18 protein-coding genes and 1 tRNA gene are annotated in these 19850 nt (G+C 56.1%); 13 read left to right on the top strand and 6 right to left on the bottom strand.

Annotated elements, in window-relative coordinates; translation table 11 throughout:
- Positions 1 to 41: 41 nt before the first annotated feature.
- A complete protein-coding gene (locus J5W70_RS09345) occupies positions 42 to 2627 on the top strand; it encodes a glycoside hydrolase family 2 protein (protein ID WP_022396723.1) in 2586 nt (861 codons plus the stop codon).
- Here the strand turns inward: J5W70_RS09345 and J5W70_RS09350 are convergent.
- Positions 2622 to 4001, bottom strand: a complete 1380-nt coding sequence (locus J5W70_RS09350) for a replication-associated recombination protein A (RefSeq protein ID WP_240454307.1) — start codon at positions 3999 to 4001, stop codon at positions 2622 to 2624. The two genes, J5W70_RS09345 and J5W70_RS09350, sit on opposite strands and share 6 nt — an antisense overlap.
- Positions 4002 to 4179: 178 nt before the next feature.
- Here J5W70_RS09350 and J5W70_RS09355 point away from each other — a divergent pair, with 178 nt between their 5' ends.
- The 4 genes from J5W70_RS09355 (at position 4180) to J5W70_RS09370 (ending at position 9447) form a co-directional block, all read left to right on the top strand.
- Complete coding sequence (locus tag J5W70_RS09355) at positions 4180 to 5820, top strand: beta-N-acetylhexosaminidase (RefSeq protein WP_022396725.1); 1641 nt, start codon at positions 4180 to 4182, stop codon at positions 5818 to 5820.
- Between the two features lie 365 nt (positions 5821 to 6185).
- Positions 6186 to 6872: a hydrolase gene (locus J5W70_RS09360; protein WP_022396726.1), complete on the top strand. Its 687-nt coding sequence runs from the start codon at positions 6186 to 6188 to the stop codon at positions 6870 to 6872.
- Positions 6873 to 6953: 81 nt separating this feature from the next.
- The gene (locus tag J5W70_RS09365; RefSeq protein WP_022396727.1) at positions 6954 to 7565 is read left to right on the top strand and encodes an antibiotic biosynthesis monooxygenase; all 612 of its coding nucleotides are present in this window, start codon (positions 6954 to 6956) and stop codon (positions 7563 to 7565) included.
- Positions 7552 to 9447: an amidohydrolase gene (locus J5W70_RS09370; protein WP_022396728.1), complete on the top strand. Its 1896-nt coding sequence runs from the start codon at positions 7552 to 7554 to the stop codon at positions 9445 to 9447. Before J5W70_RS09365 ends, J5W70_RS09370 begins: the two co-directional genes overlap by 14 nt.
- Before the next feature lie 107 nt (positions 9448 to 9554).
- Here J5W70_RS09370 and J5W70_RS09375 read toward each other — a convergent pair whose 3' ends face one another.
- Positions 9555 to 9842 (bottom strand): putative quinol monooxygenase, encoded by a 288-nt coding sequence (locus tag J5W70_RS09375; protein ID WP_022396729.1) that lies wholly within the window; start codon positions 9840 to 9842, stop codon positions 9555 to 9557.
- A 77-nt stretch (positions 9843 to 9919) separates the two neighbouring features.
- Positions 9920 to 10906, bottom strand: a complete 987-nt coding sequence (locus tag J5W70_RS09380; protein ID WP_022396730.1) for a hypothetical protein — start codon at positions 10904 to 10906, stop codon at positions 9920 to 9922.
- An 847-nt stretch (positions 10907 to 11753) separates the two neighbouring features.
- Here J5W70_RS09380 and J5W70_RS09385 point away from each other — a divergent pair.
- Positions 11754 to 12086, top strand: coding sequence for a hypothetical protein (locus tag J5W70_RS09385; protein ID WP_215832731.1), 333 nt, complete (start codon positions 11754 to 11756; stop codon positions 12084 to 12086).
- Positions 12087 to 12183: 97 nt separating this feature from the next.
- On the opposite strand, the gene J5W70_RS09390 is transcribed toward J5W70_RS09385, so the two are convergent.
- Positions 12184 to 13428: a 6-phosphofructokinase gene (locus J5W70_RS09390; protein WP_022396731.1), complete on the bottom strand. Its 1245-nt coding sequence runs from the start codon at positions 13426 to 13428 to the stop codon at positions 12184 to 12186.
- A 374-nt stretch (positions 13429 to 13802) separates the two neighbouring features.
- Positions 13803 to 14909: a GntR family transcriptional regulator gene (locus tag J5W70_RS09395; RefSeq protein ID WP_022396732.1), complete on the bottom strand. Its 1107-nt coding sequence runs from the start codon at positions 14907 to 14909 to the stop codon at positions 13803 to 13805.
- A 412-nt stretch (positions 14910 to 15321) separates the two neighbouring features.
- Here J5W70_RS09395 and J5W70_RS09400 point away from each other — a divergent pair, with 412 nt between their 5' ends.
- The 7 genes from J5W70_RS09400 (at position 15322) to J5W70_RS09430 (ending at position 19493) form a co-directional block, all read left to right on the top strand.
- Complete coding sequence (locus J5W70_RS09400) at positions 15322 to 16419, top strand: hypothetical protein (RefSeq protein ID WP_022396733.1); 1098 nt, start codon at positions 15322 to 15324, stop codon at positions 16417 to 16419.
- 1 nt (position 16420) lies between these two features.
- On the top strand, positions 16421 to 16831 hold the full coding sequence (locus J5W70_RS09405) for a hypothetical protein (protein WP_022396734.1): 411 nt from the start codon (positions 16421 to 16423) through the stop codon (positions 16829 to 16831).
- 216 nt (positions 16832 to 17047) lie between these two features.
- Entirely contained in the window at positions 17048 to 17230 is a 183-nt protein-coding gene (locus tag J5W70_RS09410) for a hypothetical protein (protein WP_022396735.1), read from the top strand.
- Positions 17223 to 18134 carry a polysaccharide pyruvyl transferase family protein gene (locus J5W70_RS09415; protein ID WP_022396736.1) on the top strand — a complete coding sequence of 304 codons (912 nt, stop codon included), beginning with the start codon at positions 17223 to 17225 and terminating at the stop codon, positions 18132 to 18134. The genes J5W70_RS09410 and J5W70_RS09415 overlap by 8 nt, the downstream gene beginning before the upstream one ends.
- A gap of 51 nt (positions 18135 to 18185) precedes the next feature.
- On the top strand, positions 18186 to 18623 hold the full coding sequence (locus tag J5W70_RS09420) for an RHS repeat domain-containing protein (RefSeq protein WP_215832733.1): 438 nt from the start codon (positions 18186 to 18188) through the stop codon (positions 18621 to 18623).
- Positions 18624 to 18655: 32 nt separating this feature from the next.
- Entirely contained in the window at positions 18656 to 18907 is a 252-nt protein-coding gene (locus J5W70_RS09425; protein ID WP_215832734.1) for a hypothetical protein, read from the top strand.
- Between the two features lie 37 nt (positions 18908 to 18944).
- The gene (locus tag J5W70_RS09430) at positions 18945 to 19493 is read left to right on the top strand and encodes a hypothetical protein (protein ID WP_022396737.1); all 549 of its coding nucleotides are present in this window, start codon (positions 18945 to 18947) and stop codon (positions 19491 to 19493) included.
- 200 nt (positions 19494 to 19693) lie between these two features.
- Here J5W70_RS09430 and J5W70_RS09435 read toward each other — a convergent pair.
- A tRNA-Leu gene (locus tag J5W70_RS09435) sits at positions 19694 to 19776 on the bottom strand.
- Between the last annotated feature and the right edge of the window lie 74 nt (positions 19777 to 19850).

Here is a 19850-nt window from a genome sequence, read left to right on the forward strand (position 1 = left end):
TTTGGTTGAAAGAAAGAGCACCGTGGAATGGTAGCATACGCATGCGCAAGATGATTGCCTGTATGCTGGGCGCCGCCGCCCTGTGTTTTTCCATGGCCGGAGCGGAAACGCCCGTTTCCGCCGCGGAGAAAGCTTCGTCTCCCTGCAGGAGGATGGCCTGGAACCGCGGCTGGGAGTTCCGGCTGGAAGACGAGCCCGGTAAAAGCGGCTGGCAGACGGCGCATTTGCCACATACGTTCAGCCTGCCCTATTTCATGTCCGATTCCTTTTACACGGGGCGCGGCTCCTACCGCAAGAAGCTCGTGGTGCCGGAGGAATGGCTGGGGCAGAAGGTTTTTCTGGATTGCGGCGCAGCCTTCCAGGTGGCGGAGGTGACGGTGAACGGAAAGGCCGCAGGATGGCATGAAGGGGGGTATACGGCGTTCCGGACGGATTTGACGCCTTTCCTGAAACGCGGGGAGAATTGGGTGGAGGTGCGCGTGGACAACCGCTGGAACCCCCGCATCGCCCCGCGGGCGGGAGAGCATACCTTTTCCGGCGGCCTGTACCGGAACGTGCATCTGCACGTGTGTTCTCCCGTGCATCTTCCCGCGCACGGCATCTGGGTGCAGACGCCGGAAGTGACTCCTTCCCGCGGGAAGGTCCGCATTCTGGCGGCAGTGAAGAATGATAGCGAGAGGATAAAGAGGGTGACGGTGCGCCACACCGTGAGGGAGGACAAGGGTGGCCGCGTGGTGCTCCGCGGGGAAGAGCCCGTGGAACTGGGCGCGGGAAAGGAAGCGTGCGTTCAGACGGACCTGCCTCCGCTGGCCGCTCCCAGGCTGTGGAGTCCGGCCGTTCCCAACATGTACCGCGTGACGACGGAGCTGGTGGGCGAAGGGGGAAAAGTGCTGGACCGGGCGGAGAATCCCCTGGGCTTCCGCACCCTGGAGCTGACGGCGGACCGGGGCATGCTGATTAACGGGAAGCCCGTTTACCTGCAAGGAGCCAACGTGCACCAGGACCACGCGGGATGGGGGGATGCCGTGACGGACGCCGGAGCGCGCCGGGACGTGCTGCTGATGAAGGACGCCGGGTTCAATTTCATCCGCGGCTCCCATTATCCCCATTCCCAGGCTTTTCTGGACGCCTGCGACCGGGAGGGGATGTGCATGCTGAATGAAGGCATTTTCTGGGGCATGGGCGGCTTCAAGGAGCACGACAGGTACTGGAATTGCGACGCCTATCCCACGGAAGAGAAGGACCGCGCCGCGTTTGAGGAGAGTTGCATGCGCCAGGTGAGGGAGATGGTGCTGCAATTCCGCAACCACCCTTCCATCGTCATCTGGAGCATCAGCAACGAACCGTTTTTCACCCGGCATGCGCCGGAGGCCAGGGCCCTGTGCGGCAAGCTGATTGCCCTGGTGAAAGAGCTGGACCCGACGCGCCCCGTGTGCGCCGGGGGAGGCCAGCGCGGCGATTTCGACAAGCTGGGGGACATGGCCGCCTTCAACGGGGACGGCTCCCATGTGAAGACGCCCGGCAGGCCCAGCATGGTGACGGAATACGGTTCCGTGAGCTGCAGGAGGCCGGGGGCTTATGCGCCGGGCTGGGGGGACATGGCCGGGGACAAGCAGGCGGGGGCGCGCTATGCCTGGCGCGCGGGGGAGGCGGTCTGGTGCGGTTTTGACCACGGCAGCATCTGGCCCTCCGGCGGACGCATGGGCATTGTGGATTACTTCCGCATTCCCAAGAGGGCCTGGTACTGGTACAGGAATGAGTTTAAAAACATTCCCCCGCCGGAATGGCCCGTGGAGGGAACGCCTGCGCAGGTGAAGCTGACCGCGGACAAGAAGGTCATCAGCCCGGCTGACGGCACGGACGATGTGCACGTGACCGTGAAGGTGGCGGATGCCTCCGGCAGGCAGATAGCCAATGCCGTTCCGGTAACGCTCACGGTGGAATCAGGCCCCGGAGAGTTCCCCACCGGCAAGAGCATCACGTTCACGCCCGGGACGGACATTGACTTCATTGACGGCTGCGCGGCTATTGAGTTCCGGTCTTATTACGCCGGGAAAACGGTCATCAAGGCGTCTTCCCCGGGATTGAAGGGGGACAGCATCCAGATTGTTTCCCGGAACGCCCCGGCGTACGTGGCGGGCAGGAGCGCGGAAACGAAGGAGAGGCCCTACAGGCGTTTTTCCGCGCAGGAGAGGGATGCCCAGGTGGCGCGGTACGGGCAGTCCGGAACCGGAGCCGGAGAGAAGGCGAACCTGGCGGCTTTGAGGCCTTGTTCCGCTTCCTCCAATCTTCAGGACGCGATGAAGGCGTCCGATGGCGACGGCGCTTCCGCATGGGTGCCGTCCGCAGAAGACAGGGAGCCATGGTGGCGGCTGGACATGGAGTTTGAATTCCGCCTGGACCGGGTGGAGGCGAAAGCCGCCGGAATATGGAAAGGGCAGCCTCCCGTGGTGCAGGTCAGCAAAGACGGCAAAACCTGGAAGGATGTGAAAACCGTTCTTCTGAAGGACGGGGCCGGATTGGTCGCCGCGTGCTCCGGGGAGGCGAAGGCCAGGTATGTCCGCATCCGGCTGTCGCCGGGGCAGGGGATTGCGGAAGTGGCCGTGTGGCCGGCGGATGCCTCATGAGGGGGCCTGTTCCTCCGGGGCGGGGGGCTTTTTCCGGCCTCTCCGCGTGCCGGAGCTTCCGGAATCCTCTTCCGCACGCTGGCGGCGCAGTTTGTCCCAGTATGCCAGCCGCTTGTTGATTTCCCGTTCAAAGCCCCGTTCCGGCGGCTTGTAGAACTGGCGGCGGGGCATCTTGTCCGGAAAGTAGTTCTGCCCGGAAAAGGCGTCCGGAGCGTCGTGGTCGTACGCGTAATTTTTTCCGTAGCCCAGCTCCTTCATCAATTTGGTGGGCGCGTTCAGGATGTGCGCCGGAGGCATCAGGGAGCCGTATTCCCTGGCCGCCTTCCGGGCCGCTCCCCAGGCGGTGTAGGCGCTGTTGGATTTGGGGGCGCAGCCCAGGTAGATGACCAGTTCCGCGATCGCCAGCTCTCCTTCCGGAGAGCCCAGGCGTTCATAGGTGTCCCACGCGGCAATGGCCATTTGCAGCGCGGCGGGGTCCGCCAGGCTGATGTCCTCCATGGCGAAGCGGGTGAGGCGGCGCAGCAGGTAGAGCGGGTCTTCCCCGCCCTGGAGCATGCGCGCGGCCCAGTACAGGGCGGCGTCCGTATCAGAGCCGCGCAGGGACTTGTGCAGGGCGCTGATGAGGTTGTAGTGGCCCTCCCGGTCCTTGTCGTAAACCGGGGCGCGCTGCTGGACGATTTTCAGCAGGGCCGGCGTGTCCAGCGTCTCGTCAGGCTTGCAGAGGTCAAAGACGCTTTCCATCAGGTTGATGAGGTAGCGGCCGTCCCCGTCCGCCAGTTCAATGAGGGTGGCGCGCGCCTCCGGAGCGAGCGGCAGCTTGCGCTGGAGAAGGGATTCCGCCCGCTCAATGATGCTTTCCAGCGCCGGAGCGTCCAGGGAATGCATGACGAAGACCTTGCAGCGGGAGAGAAGTGCGCTGTTCAGTTCAAAGGAGGGGTTTTCCGTGGTGGCCCCCACGAGCGTGACGGTTCCGTTTTCCACGTATGGCAGGAAGCCGTCCTGCTGGGCGCGGTTGAACCGGTGGATTTCATCCACGAAGAGGAGGGTTCCCTGGCCGTATTCCCGCCGTTTGGCGGCCTCGTCAAAGGCTTTCCTCAGATCCGCCATGCCGGAGAAGACGGCGGAGAGCGCGACGAAGTGCATGGACGTGCGCGTGGCCAGGATGCGCGCCAGCGTGGTTTTTCCGCAGCCGGGCGGCCCCCACAGGACGAAGCTGGTCAGCTTGCCGGAATCCGCCATGAGCCGGATGGGCCCTCCCTCTCCCAGCAGGTGGTCCTGGCCCACGATTTCCTCCAGGGCGGCCGGTCTCAGGCGGTCCGCCAGGGGCCGGTCCGCGAAGGCGGCAAACAGGCCCGGCGTATCGTCTTTTTTCATGGTGTCCATCATACGCCGCGGGAAAAAGGAAGGCAAGGGGCGCATCATGGCATTTCAGGCGGAGCGGACGGGCTGGCGTGTCATGGAGCGGGAGGTTCCCTGACCGCTTTTAACGGGATTAAGGAAAAACGGGAAGAAAAGGAAAGACTCCCGGCAGAAGCGGTGTATACTGGACGTGATGTTCCGCTATGTTTCCCCTGTATTCCTTTTCCTGCTCTCCGGAGCATGCTGCCTGACCGTGAATGCGCAGGACCAGATCATTCCCCGGCCCGTTTCCGTCAGGATTGCGGACAAAAGCGAGGCGAAGCCCGTGAAGCTGGATGGAGGCACGCGCATCGTGTGCCGGGAGAAGGACGTCGGGTTCCAGCGTCAGGCCCGTCTGCTGCAGCAGTTTTTATCAGGCGGAACAGGACTGCCCCTGGCGGGGATGGGGGGAACGGGGGCCATCCGAATAGAGAAGGATGCTTCCCTGAAACAGTACGGACCGGAGGCGTACCGCCTGGAAGCGGCGCCCGGAAATATCGTGATCAAGGCTGCTGCACCAAAAGGGGTGTATTACGCCGGACAGAGCCTGGCGCAGATGCTGCCTGCCGCGTTTTTTGACGATGGCGCGGACAAGGGGGCGGTAAGCTGGACCGTGGCGGAGAAGCCTTTTTCCATGCTGGATTATCCCCGCTTTGCGTGGCGCGCCTTCATGCTGGATGAAGCGAGGCATTTTTTTGGAGAGGAGGAGGTGAAGAGGCTGATTGACCAGATGGGGCTTCTGAAAATGAATATCCTGCACTGGCATTTGTCCGACGATGCCGGATGGCGCGTCCAGATTAAAAAGTATCCCAAGCTGACCTCCATCGGCAGCAAGCGGAGAGACACGGAGATAGAGACGTGGGGGAGCGGCAAGTATGAGGGCAGGCCCCATGAAGGTTTTTATACGCAGGAGCAGATCAGGCGCATCGTCCGCTATGCGGCCGACCGGAATATAACGATTGTGCCGGAAATAGACATTCCCGGGCATTCCGCCGCCGCCACGTTCTCCTATCCGGAATTGAAGTTGTCCGCCAAGCCCGTGACGGAGATTCCCGTGAGCTTCAATGACGGAACCGCGTTTGACCCCACCAACGAGCGGACCTACCAGTTTCTGGGGGATATCATGACAGAGCTGGCGGCCCTGTTTCCCGGCGGCATCATCCACATCGGCGGCGACGAGGTGCGGTATAAGAAGTACTGGGCGGGCGTGCCCCACATTGAGGAGTTCATGAAGAAGAAGGGCATCAGGAATTTCCCGGACCTTCAGATCATGTTTACGAACCGGATTTCCGGCATGCTGGCTAAGAAGGGAATACGGATGATCGGATGGAATGAGATTCTGGGTTCCGACGTGCACAATGACGGCGGCCAGGGGGCCGCTCTGGGCAAGCTGGACGGGAAGGCCATCATCCATTTCTGGTACGGGTCCGACAAGATTGCCACCAAGGCGGTTGAAGACGGTCACCAGGTGGTCAATTCCACCTCCCATATGACTTATATGAACAAGGGTTACGACAAGCTCCCCCTGTCCAAATCCTATTCCTTTGAACCCGTTTTCGCGGGATTGAAGCCGGAACATCAGCAGAACGTCATCGGCCTGGGCTGCCAGGTCTGGACGGAATGGATTGCAGATGCGGACAAACTGCACCGCCATGTGTTCCCCCGCATTGCCGCTTATGCGGAAACGGGCTGGACCCGGAAGGAGGACAAGAATTTTCAGGATTTCCAGAGGCGGCTGCCTGGATATGAGAAGATTCTGGATGCCTTGAAGATCGAGCACGGGGAAGAGAAGTAACGGAACGCGCCGCCTCCGCAGCCGGAGGACGTTTTCAGGAAAGACAGGCTGGTTTCCCGTTCCGGAGGGAACGAGATGAGGGGAAACCTGTGCCGTTCCTCCTTTCCGCGAAGGAGAGGCGTGATTTCCGGGAATGCGCTCGTTTTTGGTGCGGAGATGACTGCCTTTTCCAGGGAAGCCTCCGGTCCGGCGGAGAACTGGCTGTCTTTTCAGGAGAGCCTGCCGCCTTAAAACGGTTTGTCACACTCTGGCATGGTGTCAACAAAAACAGGGAAACTGGTCTCCAACCAATCATGGACCAGCGGTTTTCTGACCGCCTGCGGTCCCGATTTCACTAATTAAACATAGATTATAAGGAGAATAAGATGATGTCCCTGATATCCTCGCATTATCATCAGCTGTACACGCCGGAAGACGCTGCCGTAGTTTTCATTGACCACCAGCCCCAAATGACCTTTGGCGTAGCCAACATCAACCGTGCCGACCTGATCAATAACGTCACCCTGCTGGCGAAGGCCGCCAAGCTGTTCCAGGTGCCCACCGTGATTACGGCCGTGGAAACAGAGGGCTTTTCCGGCTATGTCTGGCCCCAGCTCCTGGATATTTTTCCGGGCCAGCACGTCATTGAACGCACGTCCATGAATTCCTGGGATTCCGACGAGTTCCGGAAGGCCATCAAGGCGACGGGCCGCAAGAATATCCTCCTTACCGGGCTCTGGACGGAAGTGTGCGTCACGTGGCCCGCCATTGAGATGATCGGCGACGGTTATAACATTTACGTGGTGGAGGACTGCTGCGGCGCCACCTCCAAGGACGCCCAGAAGGCGGCCCTTTCCCGCATCGTCCAGGCGGGCGGCACGCGGCTGACGACCATCGGAGCCCTTCTGGAGTTCCAGCGCGACTGGAAGAACAAGGAACATTACGACGCCCTGATGAATCTGCTCAAGCAGCAGGGCGGCGCTTACGGCGTGGGCGTGGAGTACGCCTACACGATGGTTCACCATGCTCCCCAGTCCGCCCTGTCCCCGCAGGTGGTGAAGCATGACGCCTGATTGCCCGCAGAGTTTTTCCGGCGCTCCCTCCGTTAACACGGGGGTGCGCGCCGGAAGAAAAACCCTGAACATTCATCAGGCATGAACGCCATCAATCCTTCAGAGGAAGTGACCGTTGTGGTGCGCCGGCATATTCTGCCGGGGCATGAAGGCCAGTTTGAGCACGCCATGCGGGATTTCGTCAATTTTGTGCTGAGCTGCCCCGGGCATGTGGGCATCAGCGTCCTGCGGCCCTCCGACGGAAACGGGGAATATGTGGTGGTGGACCGTTTCGCGAGCGCCGCCGCCAGAAAAGCCCTGGTTTCCTCCCCGGAGTACGAACGCTGGATGAAGCTGCTGGGAGCCCATACGGAAGGGGAGGCCCATATCCAGGAGATGAACGGCCTGGACGCCTGGTTGAACCAGCCGGGCACCCCGATGATGACGCCGCCGCGCTACAAGACGGCGGCGGCCACCTATCTGGGCGTGTGCCTGGTCATCTTTCTTCTGAACATTACCGTGGGTGGGCCCATCCGCAGCGTGCTGCCCGGATGGCTTTCCTTTTTCCTGTTCAACGCCTGTGTGGTGGCGCTGCTGACCTGGGTATTCATGCCGCTGATCAGCAGCATTCTGTCTCCCTGGCTTTTCAGGGCGCAGGCCGGAACCATTCCGGGAACAACCCCGAACCATGATGAAAACAATGAAAAACAATGATAAGGTTTACGCCGATTTGATGATCTCAAACGGCAACATAGCAACGCTGGATGAACGCGGAACGATGGCCCGCGCCGTCGCCGTCAAGGATGGAAAGATACTGGCCGTGGGGTCCGACGAGGACGTTGCCCAGTACAAGGGGCCGGATACCCAGGTGATCGACGCCGGGAAAAAGACCGTCATTCCCGGCCTGAACGATTCCCACTTGCACGTGATCCGCGGCGGCCTGAATTACAATATGGAACTGCGCTGGGACGGCGTGCCCTCCCTGGCGGACGCCATGCGCATGCTCAAGGAGCAGGCCCGCAGAACGCCGCCGGGACAGTGGGTGCGCGTGGTGGGCGGCTGGAGCGAGTTCCAGTTTGCCGAACGCCGGATGCCTACGCTGGAGGAGATTAATGAGGCGGCGCCGGATACGCCCGTTTTTGTGCTTCACCTGTACTGCCGCGCCATGCTCAACAAGGCCGCCCTGCGCGCCTGCGGGTATACGAAGGATACGCCCAACCCTCCGGGCGGGGAAATCCAGCACGACAGCGAGGGCAATCCCACCGGCCTGCTGATTGCGCGGCCAAACGCCACCATTCTTTACGCCACGCTGGCCAAGGGGCCCAAACTGCCCCTGGAACACCAGATCAATTCCACCCGGCATTTCATGAAAGAACTTAACCGCCTGGGCCTGACCAGCATCATTGATGCGGGAGGCGGCTATCAGAATTACCCGGAGGACTACCAGGTGATTGAAGAGCTGCACAAGCGCGGGGAAATGACCGTGCGGATTGCCTACAATCTGTTTACCCAAAGGCCCAAGGAAGAGAAGGAGGACTTTGCCAAATGGATCAGGATGACCAGGCCGGGAGAGGGGGACGATTATTACCGCTGCAACGGAGCGGGTGAAATGCTCGTCTTTTCCGCCGCGGACTTTGAGGACTTTCTGGAGCCGCGTCCGGACCTTCCCGGAGACATGGAATCCGAACTCAAGGGGGTGGTCAGCCTGCTGGCCGCCAACAAATGGCCTTTCCGGCTGCACGCCACGTACAATGAGAGCATCTCCCGCTTTCTGGACGTGTATGAAGAAGTGAACCGGGAGATTCCCTTTGACGGCCTGCACTGGTTCTTCGACCACTGCGAGACCATTGACGAGAAGAATCTGGAACGCGTCAAGGCGCTGGGCGGGGGCATTGCCGTGCAGTGCCGCATGGCCTACCAGGGGGAATATTTCATGGACCGCTACGGCAAGGAGGCGGCGGAACATACGCCGCCCGTGCGCAGAATGCTGGAAATGGGCATTCCCGTAGGGGCCGGAACGGATGCCACGCGCGTGGCGAGCTACAATCCATGGGTTTCCCTGTACTGGCTGACCACCGGGAAGACCGTGGGCGGAGAACCGATGTACCGGGAGGAAGACTGTCTTTCCCGTGAGGAAGCCCTCCGGCTTTATACGCAGGGGAGCACCTGGTTTTCCTCCGAGACGGGGAAAAAAGGAGCGATTGTTCCCGGTCAACTGGCAGACATGGTCGTGCTGAGCGAAGATTATTTCTCCGTTCCGGAAGAGGAGATCAAGGGAATAGAATCCGTGCTGACCGTCATGGACGGCAAAATCGTTTATGCCGCGGGACCGTTCAAGGATTTGGACCCGGCGCCCATTCCGGTGCTGCCCGAGTGGTCCCCCATTGCCGTGTTCGGCGGATACGGTGCTCCCCTGGACCCGAAGAAGGCGGCCAGGGCCGGCGTGCCTTTCCAGCAGGAGCACCGGCATTCCTCACACTGCCATGAACACGGCTGCATGCATTCCGCGTTCATGCTGATGGAGGGCGCGGCGAATGCGTCGCGGCCCAGGTATTCCGATTTCTGGGGCTCCGGGTGTGGTTGCTTCGCATTCTGACGGTAAATGATGCGAAGCTTCCTGCGCCCCGTCTCCCTGGTGGGACGGGGCGCTTTTGCCTTTCCCGGAAGGGGTAGGGAATAAGGCTGCGGTTTTTCCTGCTGGAGTTACAGCACTTCCCGGTACAGGGAAATTTCAATGGCTTCCTCCGTCATGTCGCTCAGGAGTGGGATGATGCGCTGGAAATGCTCGGAATCCGCATGAACGTCCACGGCGGCCTGGTCCTTCCATTCTTCAATGAATGTCAGGATATTAGGGTCATCAATGTCCTCATACAGGTGGTAGGAAACGTTGCCGGCTTCCGCACGGCTGTTTTCCACCAGTTCCCGGGCGGTGGCGATGAATTCTTCCCTGGCTCCTGCTTTGACGATGCTTTTGGCTGTAATCTTAATCATGGCTATGGCTGTTTTGGCCGTATCCAGAGTAAGGGAGCGGGAGAGCCCGTGTCAACGACCCTTTTGAGGCGTTCCGGTCATGGCTGCGTATCCTTCAGGATTTTCAGAACATAGGCGCGCGTTGTATCCGTATGCTCCGCGCCGCGTATGCAGGAAAGCCCCTGGTAGAGCCCCACCGTTTCCAGGCGCAGGTCCATATCCTGTCCATCCAGATCCTCCCGGGTGGGTGGGGGATAATTGGAGGCGGGACCGCTCAGGGACTTCATCCGCATGGTATCCATGTTGAACAGGCAGCTTTGCATGCCATTGGTGAATATCAAGCTGCCCTGGCGTTGTTTTTCCTCCGGCCGCAGCCTGTAAATGGTGATGGCGCTTTCCCCGCCGGGATTGATCAGGATGGCGGGGAAAACATGCTTATCCCCGCCTTTCTCCCGGACGGTCAGGTCAAAGTCGCATTCTCCGAAAAACCTGTTGGTGACACGGGAGGAGATATGGACCTCCACGGGCACTTCCTGCGGCAGGGGAACAAGGGTGGCAGCAGACAGCGCGGACCCCGGCGGGAGTTCCGGAACCGGGAAGGGTACGGTGATGATGTCAATAACGCAACTGATGACGCCGATCAGCACGAACAGCAGGATGCCCTTGTTCCGGAGCTGGACGGGAAGCAACTTCCGGGATTCCCCCGGATAAAGCTTGCTGGCGGATTTGTCCTGCTGCAGGCAGTATTCGGTCAGGCGTGAAATGACGGCCAGGGCGCAGGCCATGGCTGCCAGCCATGCAAGCGTGAAGGCCAGGTCCTCCACCATGGGACCCGTGGTGAAAAAGCTGAATAACCAGATGATGAAGGCCGTCAGCAGGAGAAAGACGACCAGGAAGGCCATGCAGCCGAAGGGCGCCGTGGAGACGGGAATCCAGCGCCTGCCGCGCTTGCCGCAGGCGCGCAGAATGAGGATGGCAATAAAAAAAGCAACAATTGCCAGCGTAGAATAAAAATGTTGAAACAGGTAATCGAGCATGGCATGCGGGGAAAACTTGGATAGTAGCTGGTCGGGGACCGATTTCATGCCAGTTTCCGAAAAAATATCCGGAAACAAGCCGTTTTTACATGATGAAATGATAGGCGTCGAATTTTGGAGCTCTTTATCATTTTAGCCTTTTTTCACCCTTGCTTGCAAGATTTTTCATTTCCTTGTTTCCCGCTATTTGAATTTAATATGCCGGAAAAGAATTATTCTACAATTGAATATGGAGGAAAAGCCGGTTCCATCATCTTCCAGAGAGGAAACAGGGCGCAGGGCTAGCGGAAGAAAAGGGTGTTGCGGAATTGCGGGTTACAAAACAACGGGAAACGGCACAAAGGAGTTTCCCATCCCCGTGAAGCCGAAAAGTGATTCATATCCCCGTCCCGGAGTTCTGTACCGTCTCCGTTCCGGCTCCTCCTTGGGGGGGACGGATTGCCAGGGGAGCCTTTTCTTCGGGTCCAGCTCACTTTTATTGAAAGATAAATGATAACGGGAAGAAAAGTTTTAAACTTGTTGGCAATGAGTGTTTTTTATCTTGATGTGGAGTTTTGGCGCAGGTGATTTCTGAACCAAAAGTTTATCTTGTTGTTCCGTTTTATTCCCTGGGGGAAAGGTGATTGAGGGCCGGATTATATTCAAAAGAAAAGGAAGCTGACTTTATGAGGGCACTTGCAGAAATATCGGGAAAAATGTTCCTCTGTCGCGCTAATATAAGACCGGAAAATGAATAAAATGGAATTTAAAACTTTATTTCAAACATTTCTAAGAAAGTGCAAATAAATTCGTTAAAGATGATAGTGGAAAGTTTATCGAGAGATTAAACGGGAAGCCGGTTTTTTCCATAATTATCCGGGCGCGGAGAAGAAATTGAATGGAGAAAATAAAGTTCATGGATGAGGAAACAGGCCGATTCCTTTCCCGAATTTATTTTTCTCTTCCGGATGATGAAGGGAACTATCGTTCCTGTTATTACGGTGTTCTTTTTAAGCCGGCACGGAAGGCCTCTTGGACTGGAGAAAAAGCAGTCATGGGTTGCATCCGCCTTCTCTTTTTTCATGTTCTTCCGCCCCTGCCGTGCCATTCAGCCTGTTTCCTGCCGGGATTTTTCTTTTTCAAGAAGTTGTACATACCTTATGGAAACAGCGTGAATGCCGCAGTTGCGGTCAATTATGCAATCTCCTTCCTGCGTATTTGCCTTGAGCCGGAAAAGGGGTTGGGCTAGTGGCTGGCCGAGTGTTTTACCTGGCCGGGAGAAGTTCCGGGTAGGCTGAATTCCTCTCTGTTATGGAAAATGGAGAAAAGGTGCTGCCAGAAAAAAGCTATCCCTGTACCGGGTCCGCCAGCACTTTTTTGAGCTTCGCAAAGCGGGGCAGGGAGCATTCCTTCTGCATGGCCGTTTCTCCCTGGATGAGGGGCAGAACGTAGTCGATGAACGGCTGTTCAACTCCATTGCCGCGGGTATTGATCCATTCACGGGGGACGAGTTTTTCCACGTTGGCCACGTCTCCCAGGCTGGTCAATTTGGTCTTGCAGGAGTAGATGCCGTTTTCCGTGCTCCGTTCGAAGGCGACCATCTTGTCCGTCTGGCCGGAAACGGCCGCTTCCACGGCGGCTTTCCCCGCCATGTAGGCTTCATCAATGTCCGTTTTGGAGGCCACGTGGGAGGCGCAGCGCTGGAGGAGGGAAAGTTCAATGCTCCTGACCTTGGCCCCGGTCTGCCGCTTGACGGATTCCGCCAGCATGGCGCCCAGTCCGCCCAGCTGCGTATGGCCGAAGACGTCCCTGTCCCCGGATTCCGCGACAAAGCGGCCGTCCGCATATTGCACCCCTTCCGAGACGGCGACCATGCAGCTCCCGTTACGCTTGTAAATCCGGTCCACATCCTGCCAGAATTCTTCCATGCGGAAGGGGACTTCCGGCAGGTAAACCAGGTCCGGTCCGGCGCCCGCATAAGTGGCCAGGGCGGCGGAACCGGCCAGCCATCCGGCGTGACGGCCCATGATTTCCACGATGGTGACACGCCCTTTGTCGTACACGCGGAGATCCTGGTGCACCTCCATGCAGGAGGTGGCGATGAATTTGGCGGCGGAACCGAAGCCGGGGCAGTGGTCCGTGCCGTAAAGGTCGTTGTCAATGGTCTTGGGGATTCCGATCACGCGGCATTCATAGCCGGATTGCTGCATGAATTTGGATATCTTGTTGCAGGTATCCATGGAATCATTGCCGCCGTTGTAGAAAAAGTAACGTACATCGTACTTCCGGAACACCTCCAGCAGGCGGCGGTAGTCCGTATCATCCACGGCGGGATCCGCCATCCGGTAGCGGCAGGAGCCCAGGGCAGAGGCCGGGGTGTATTTCAGCAATTCCAGTTCCTCCGGGTCTTCCTGCGCCATATCGAACAGGCGTTCCTTCAGCACTCCTTCAATCCCGTTGGCGGCTCCCAGCACGCGGGTGACCGGTTCGCATTTCAGGGCCGTCTGGATGGCCCCCAGCGCGCTGGCATTGATGACGGCGGTGGGGCCGCCGGACTGGCCGATGATGCATGCTCCTTTCAATGGCTTCATGGGGGAAATGGTGGATGGGAGAGTTCTGTGGAGCCCCGTTCCGCAGCGTGGGGGCCGGGGGATGAAATCAGAGTCGAACCTATCTGGAGCCCGGAGGGATGTCAAACATTATTGGTCTGCCGGAGGGACTCCCGCAGCCCGGGCGGAAGAGAGGGAAACGCCGGGCATCCGCTATTCGGTTTTCATGCTTTTCCGGGATGGCGGCCAGGTGTTCTCCCAAGGCGGGCGCCGCCGGTGGTCCGGTGGGTTTTGTGTGCGGAAGAGGCATGCGGAAATCCGTGCTGTACAGCCTGGGGCTTATTACCAGGGCACAGATGGCGTTTACGCGCCTTTTTATGCCCATGGCGTCCCTTGTTTCTTCCGGGAAAGCGTATTTATGCGGACGGCGGCGTGTGGCGCACGGAGACGGACTGCCCGGGGTAGATTTCCGGGATGACGGAGATGCTCTTGATGTTTTTGCCCGCAGTCAGGGCACGGAGCATCCGGATGAGCTTGTGAACCGTTTTTGTCTGGTTCTCCTCGTAATAAGTGATGGTGGGCAGCAGGCGCTCCATGAAGGGTTCATACGTCAGGCTGATCAGGCTGAGCTGGTCCGGAATGCTTAAAGAGCGGGCTTCCACCCAGGAAAGGAGGGGAACGATCTGGTTGCCCCGCGTAGCTACCAGGGCGGACATGTCCGGATGTTCCTTGAACGCTTTGGCGAGGTATTCAAAGAAAAGGGGCGTCTCAAACGGGGTGGGAATCAGCACGGGGTTCCAGCCCTTTTCCGCAAAGCTGAAAAAGCCCTTCTGCATTAACTGGTGGCCCTTCAACGGGTCCGGGGGGAGGCACAGGCCGACGGTCCGGTGCCCCTTGTTCCAGAGGTGCTGCGCCGCATGGTGCGTGGTGGCCGCCCAGTGGCGGTCCAGATAGGGCAGGTTGCTGCTCTGGTAGGAAGTGCCGCGCACGATGCAGGGAATGCCGTGCGTCTTGAACCAGAGCTGGGTCTGTTCCGAGGAGCGGTGGAGTATCCAGCAGACGCATTCGGATTTGGTCACCAGCTTGGCGAGACGCTTGTCCGGGTTGTTGCCTAAAATCCAGGGAGCTTCAAAAATGCGGACGCTGATGCCGTCTTCCTCCAGAATCTTGGAGATGGTGTACACCTCCGCCAGCACGCTTTGCGCCAGCCTCTTGAGGGGCTGGGGCGTCAGAAAGCCGATAATGCCCCTTTTTTCCTGAACAGGATGGGAGGGGACGGTTTTTCCCGCTCCTTCCTCCGTAGTTTTCAGGATGCGCCGCGGAACCTTGATGCGCGCGGGAGCGATCCATGCCTCCCTCTCCAGAAGAGCCAGAGCCTTTCTGACGGTCTCCCTCCCTACGGACAATCTGTGCCCGAGCTCCCGTTCGCCGGGCAGGATGTTGACCAGGCTGCCGCTGAGGATCATCTGTTTGATTTTATTGGCTACGGTTTCAACCAATGAAGATGCGGGCAACGAAGTCATACTCTTTTATATACGTACTGCCTTGCGTGAATTCGAGTCAATTGTAGGGATTGGTTCCGCAGCCAAATTCAGCGTGAATGTCCTTGTTGCGGTAAGTTGTTGGAATTCTGTAATCTAGATAAAAATATGAGTCCCTGGTCTTTTTTAATGTCGGAAAGTGGAGAAATCATGGGTAAAGGATATATTATTATCAATGGATTACATGTTTCCCGCGTTCGCAGGTGGGTGGTTTGTGATTATTTTATAAAATATTCATAATAAACATCTTGATTTATCTTTTCTGTCAAGCGGTGTCATTTTTTCATGCCGGTTGGCTCCGCATGCGGCGTGCCTCTCTCCGGGGAAGTGGCAGGAGGCATGCACGTATCAGCATGGATGATTACTGTCTCTTTTCCGGTGCTAAATCTGCTCAATGAAAGTGAATACCATACCGGGCGCGGCTTATGCGCTGACATGTACGGCAGCATGCTCTGTCCAGGCTCTTCTCTCCGATGCTTCTTGCCTGACTGTTCTGGAAACGGAAAACTCCGGACAGTATATCTTTGTGGCCCCTACGGATGCGGTGGAGGTGTCCGACGAACATGCACTGGTAACACAGACTTTTAAAGTAGCCGCTCTGGGATTGGCTGCCCAGGGCGGCATTCGGCTGGGAGAAGATGCCGTTTTGAAAAATCTGACGGCGGAGGCGTCCACCTTTTCCGGAACCGTCAATGCCAACGGCGGTATCAATGCCGTATCCGCGCTTGCGGCCGGAGCCTCCAACACCGGCCTCAACGCGGGCAGCCACGCCGTCATGTCCGTTCTGAGGAATGTGTACCATCTGGACCATGCGAACGGAACCGTTACCACCCTGGAGGGAAGCAACGTCAAGATGGAGCGTTCCTTGGCGGACTGGTGCGGGCTGTCCTGGGCGGGCACGCTGACGGCGCACAAATGCGTCCTGGTCAAGTCTGCCGTCACCAATACCAATTACGGAGGAGCCATCAGCCCTGCCGGAACCGGCAGCTATGCGCTGGTGATGTCTCTGCTTTCCGGTGTGAATTTGGCCGCGACTCAAACTAAATTCGGCTGGACCGGGTATTCCGGAACCGTCACCGCCACAACGGTGGAGAATATTCCCGGACCGCTTTTTTATGTGGATGCAGCCAGCAGAAAAGTGGTGGCCAGGTCCGGAGACGGACAGGTTGTAACGGAGCTTTCCTGGGCTGCCTTGAGCCTGGACTGGGTATCCCGGCTTGATTTGATTGCGGTTCCCTCTTCATCCGGTACCTGCAGTATTTATCTGGCCCGGCATACGGGGATAAGCTCCGGGCACGGGAACCACTACAATTTCAACCGCCGTCATCTTAATCCACAAGCTTATTACCTGGGGGAAGTTTCTCTGGGGCTCGTCAGCAATGACGTCCACTACGCTATTATAGATACTTGCTCCGCAGAGATGGCCATGTTCAGGGTAAGCGTCATCCAAGGGATTAATCCGGCTGACTATCTTAAAATAGAAACAATTTAACATGAAAGAATTACAATTTTATTTCCCGCGACCCGGCAAGTGGGATGAATTCACGTTGACTGCCGTTTTCCCGGATATGGCGGGGTTTGTTCAGAATCAGCGCTACAGGCACCGGGAGCTGACGCCGGAACAGTTGCAGGCTTTTTCCGAAGTAGTGTCCGCCCTTATCGTCCTGTCTGACGAATGGAAGGCCGTTCAGGCATGGGCGAGGCTGGATATGTGCATGACCGGCACATCCACGGAGGGTAGTGAAGACATGGTCAAAACAGTGGAAGCGGTTACCCTGACCGTGGAAGCTGTCAATGGCCGGGGAGCCCGTAAACTGTTCACCAACGCAAATTATCCAGAATTTACAATTCCGGAAGCGGGGGCGGTGGCGTTTTTCAAACATTTTACGGATAGCCGTCAATAGCAGGCAGTCCATCCGTTCTCGTTCAAGGGGGATGCCCGAAGGCGGGAACTTTCCGTTTTACGCCAATAGGCATGGATGCTCCGAATGGAGCAGGCGTCGCTGCATGCAGCTCATTTTTTAACCGCACAACGAGAGATTCAGCACGTCCGGATTCGCCATATTCGTCAGGAGCATGGACCATCTCTTTTCCTTATTCATTGCAATTCCTATACAATTATGAATATTCCAATTAAACGATTATTCGTCAACGGATTCCATAACATCTGCGAAGGCTCCGGAACGGAGCTTCTCCACCAGATCTGCGTCTGGCGCAAGATGGGACTGGAAGTGCCACACGTTTCTTCCAGGGATTGCCTGGGCACTCTTAACGAATTTTTTGAAATCATACCGCATGCCTGAATCCATTTCCATTCTTCCTGCTCTCATTAAACTGGGTGGATTTCAATATTGCGCCAACCATGGCAACATAGGAGATTTGCTTATTGACATCGCCACGCGGCAGTTTTTCCGTCGCCATCATCTGCCGGCGCAGGAAAAACCTCATCGGCATGTGGTGTATGGCGGTGGCGGAAGGTTCGTGTCCTTTTACGGTTCTCTGGATGAGCAGAAAGAGGAACTGACGGCCCGCTCAGTGGAACGGTGCATTATCCTCCCGCACAGCTTTTATCAGGTAGATTCTCTTATTCGTTCCTTTGATGAAAGGCACCTGGTCTTTTGCCGGGAACAGCGTTCCCTGGATTATTGCCTTTCGCTCAATGAGCGGGCGCAATTTCTCCCGGCGGACGACATGGCTCTTTACTTCTGCCCTAATTCCTTGCCGTCTTTTATCCTGGAAGAAAAGGGAACTCCCGCTTGTCCGGAACCATGGGCGGTTTCCCTCCTGGAAAAAATCCGGGAATCCGTGCAGGAATCTTCTTTCTGCGCATTCCGCGAAAATTACTGGCAGCAGGGGGCTTTTCTGCCGCGCCGGGGCAAGGAGAGCGCCCTGCCTGCGGAATTGATCCTGGGACGTGATATTTCCGATCTTTGGAATGGCTGGGGCGACGGTTCTGCCGAGCAGGCTTTTCTAATAGGGGGCCTTCTCTCTATTCTGAAGGAATTGGACATCGTCATTTCAGACCGTCTGCACATCTGCATTGCAGGTCTGCTTGCCGGATGCCGGGTATACTTCCTGGACAACAACTACGGAAAACTTTCCGGAGTTTATCGTCAATCCCTGTCCGATCATCCAAGAGCGAATCTCCTTCCTCACTCTGAACTTTCCGTACTTTTTCCCGAGATATTTTCCCTTGTCCGCAAATAGTCTGTTTCCGTCCATAAGCTCCTCTCCAGGGAAAAGGCATGGACAGGAGATGTGATTCAACCTATGCAGTGGAGTAGCGAATATTGTGATGAGGAACTTACTCTCGCCTATTATAATTATCGTCATTACAATTCAGCTGACGGCAGGTGGATCAATAGATATCCTATTGCTGAAAAGATAGGGAATAATGTTTATAGAATGATTCTCAATAATTCGGTCAAGCTTGTTGATTTACTTGGTTTAATAGAAAGAGGTCCATTTGATGGAAAACATCCTACTGTCAAATCGTGTTCCTTTGGAGAGTGTTGTCAAGAGAATATAAAAAGATTTTTCCAATGGTTCACGGCATCCAAAACACGTCGTGAAAGAGATTTTACAGATTATTGGAGAAAGTATGGTACAAAAGAACCATGGGATAACCATCGTACGGAATTTTTGAAAGCTAGGTTAAATGCGGTGAACTGCACTAAGATTATTTCTATAAAATAATTAATAATAAATTCATTACGATACATCCTGAATTGGAAGTAGTACGTGAATGGATAGACGAAGTGGCGTTGCTTACTGATCCTGGACCATTTCAAGTTCTAATTTCGGATCCTGGGCCTGTGCAAGAACCGGTTGGCAGTGGATGGGATGCATTTTGGGAAGGTGCATTTGCAGGAGTGCTAGCTGCTCTCATTGGTGGACAATTGGGGCCTCAAATTGCATTACCGGAGGAAATCGGTACTGTCCCAATTGGTGCTATTGTAGGAGGAGTTATGGCTTTATAATAAAAAGAATTAATTAATGGCAAAGATTGAAAAAAACATGATTGAAGCTCTCCTTGCACGGCCAACAAGCAAGCAGGTACTGGCCTTTGAAGGAGTCTTTTTGGAAGATTTAAATGATTATGTGAAATGGGCAATTAATTCTTTACATAATTCCCTGGGCGAAGAAATGGACGAAGCCCTGTTTTTGTTGAGTTCGCATTTTGGAGAGCCTTCAATTAATTATTTTGAGTTGAAGGACGATCTCCGAGCATTTGCCTCAGCCGCCAGAATAATTCCTCCAAAAGGCAAGGATGCCGTTAGGCTTTATTGTCTTGGATGTCTTCAAGATGTTGTCTGTGGTTTGAAAGGAGGAGTAGAATCTGAAAAAGACATGCTTCAGCATTTATCAGATTTACTTGGAAACTATACAGGGGTGGATGAATTTGGATTGATTCCGGAAATGGAATACCATTGGTGGCATCTTCAACAACGAGAATCCCATGACGATATTGTAGGAGATTTTTGCAGGGAAGCAGAAAGACTAGTTCATTTGTTGCATGTAAAATTACATCGCGAGGGCGAATATTGGAAAATTACAGTAGAATAATTTTTAATATAAAGTATGTAATTACTGATGATTTTATTTATAGATATAGTGTTCCGGAAAAAGTTTCAGAAATTATATCTATATAAACACACGAGTGTTTCTTCTGGAAATTATTGCATTCAGTTTTCTGCTTCTTAACCGAGAGCTGTTAACTGATAAAAGAAAACCCTGAAAGCATTAAGCTTTCAGGGTTTATTTATTGGTACCGCCGGTGGGACTCGAACCCACACTCTTTTGGAACTCGATTTTGAGTCGAGCGCGTCTACCATTCCGCCACGACGGCACGTGAAGTGGAAGAATTAAGCGGCAAGAGGGCTGTGGAGTCAAGAATTTCCTGTGGAATGTGGGAAGCCTGCC

The organism is Akkermansia massiliensis, assembly GCF_018847375.1.
In the GTDB taxonomy this organism is placed as follows: domain Bacteria; phylum Verrucomicrobiota; class Verrucomicrobiia; order Verrucomicrobiales; family Akkermansiaceae; genus Akkermansia; species Akkermansia massiliensis.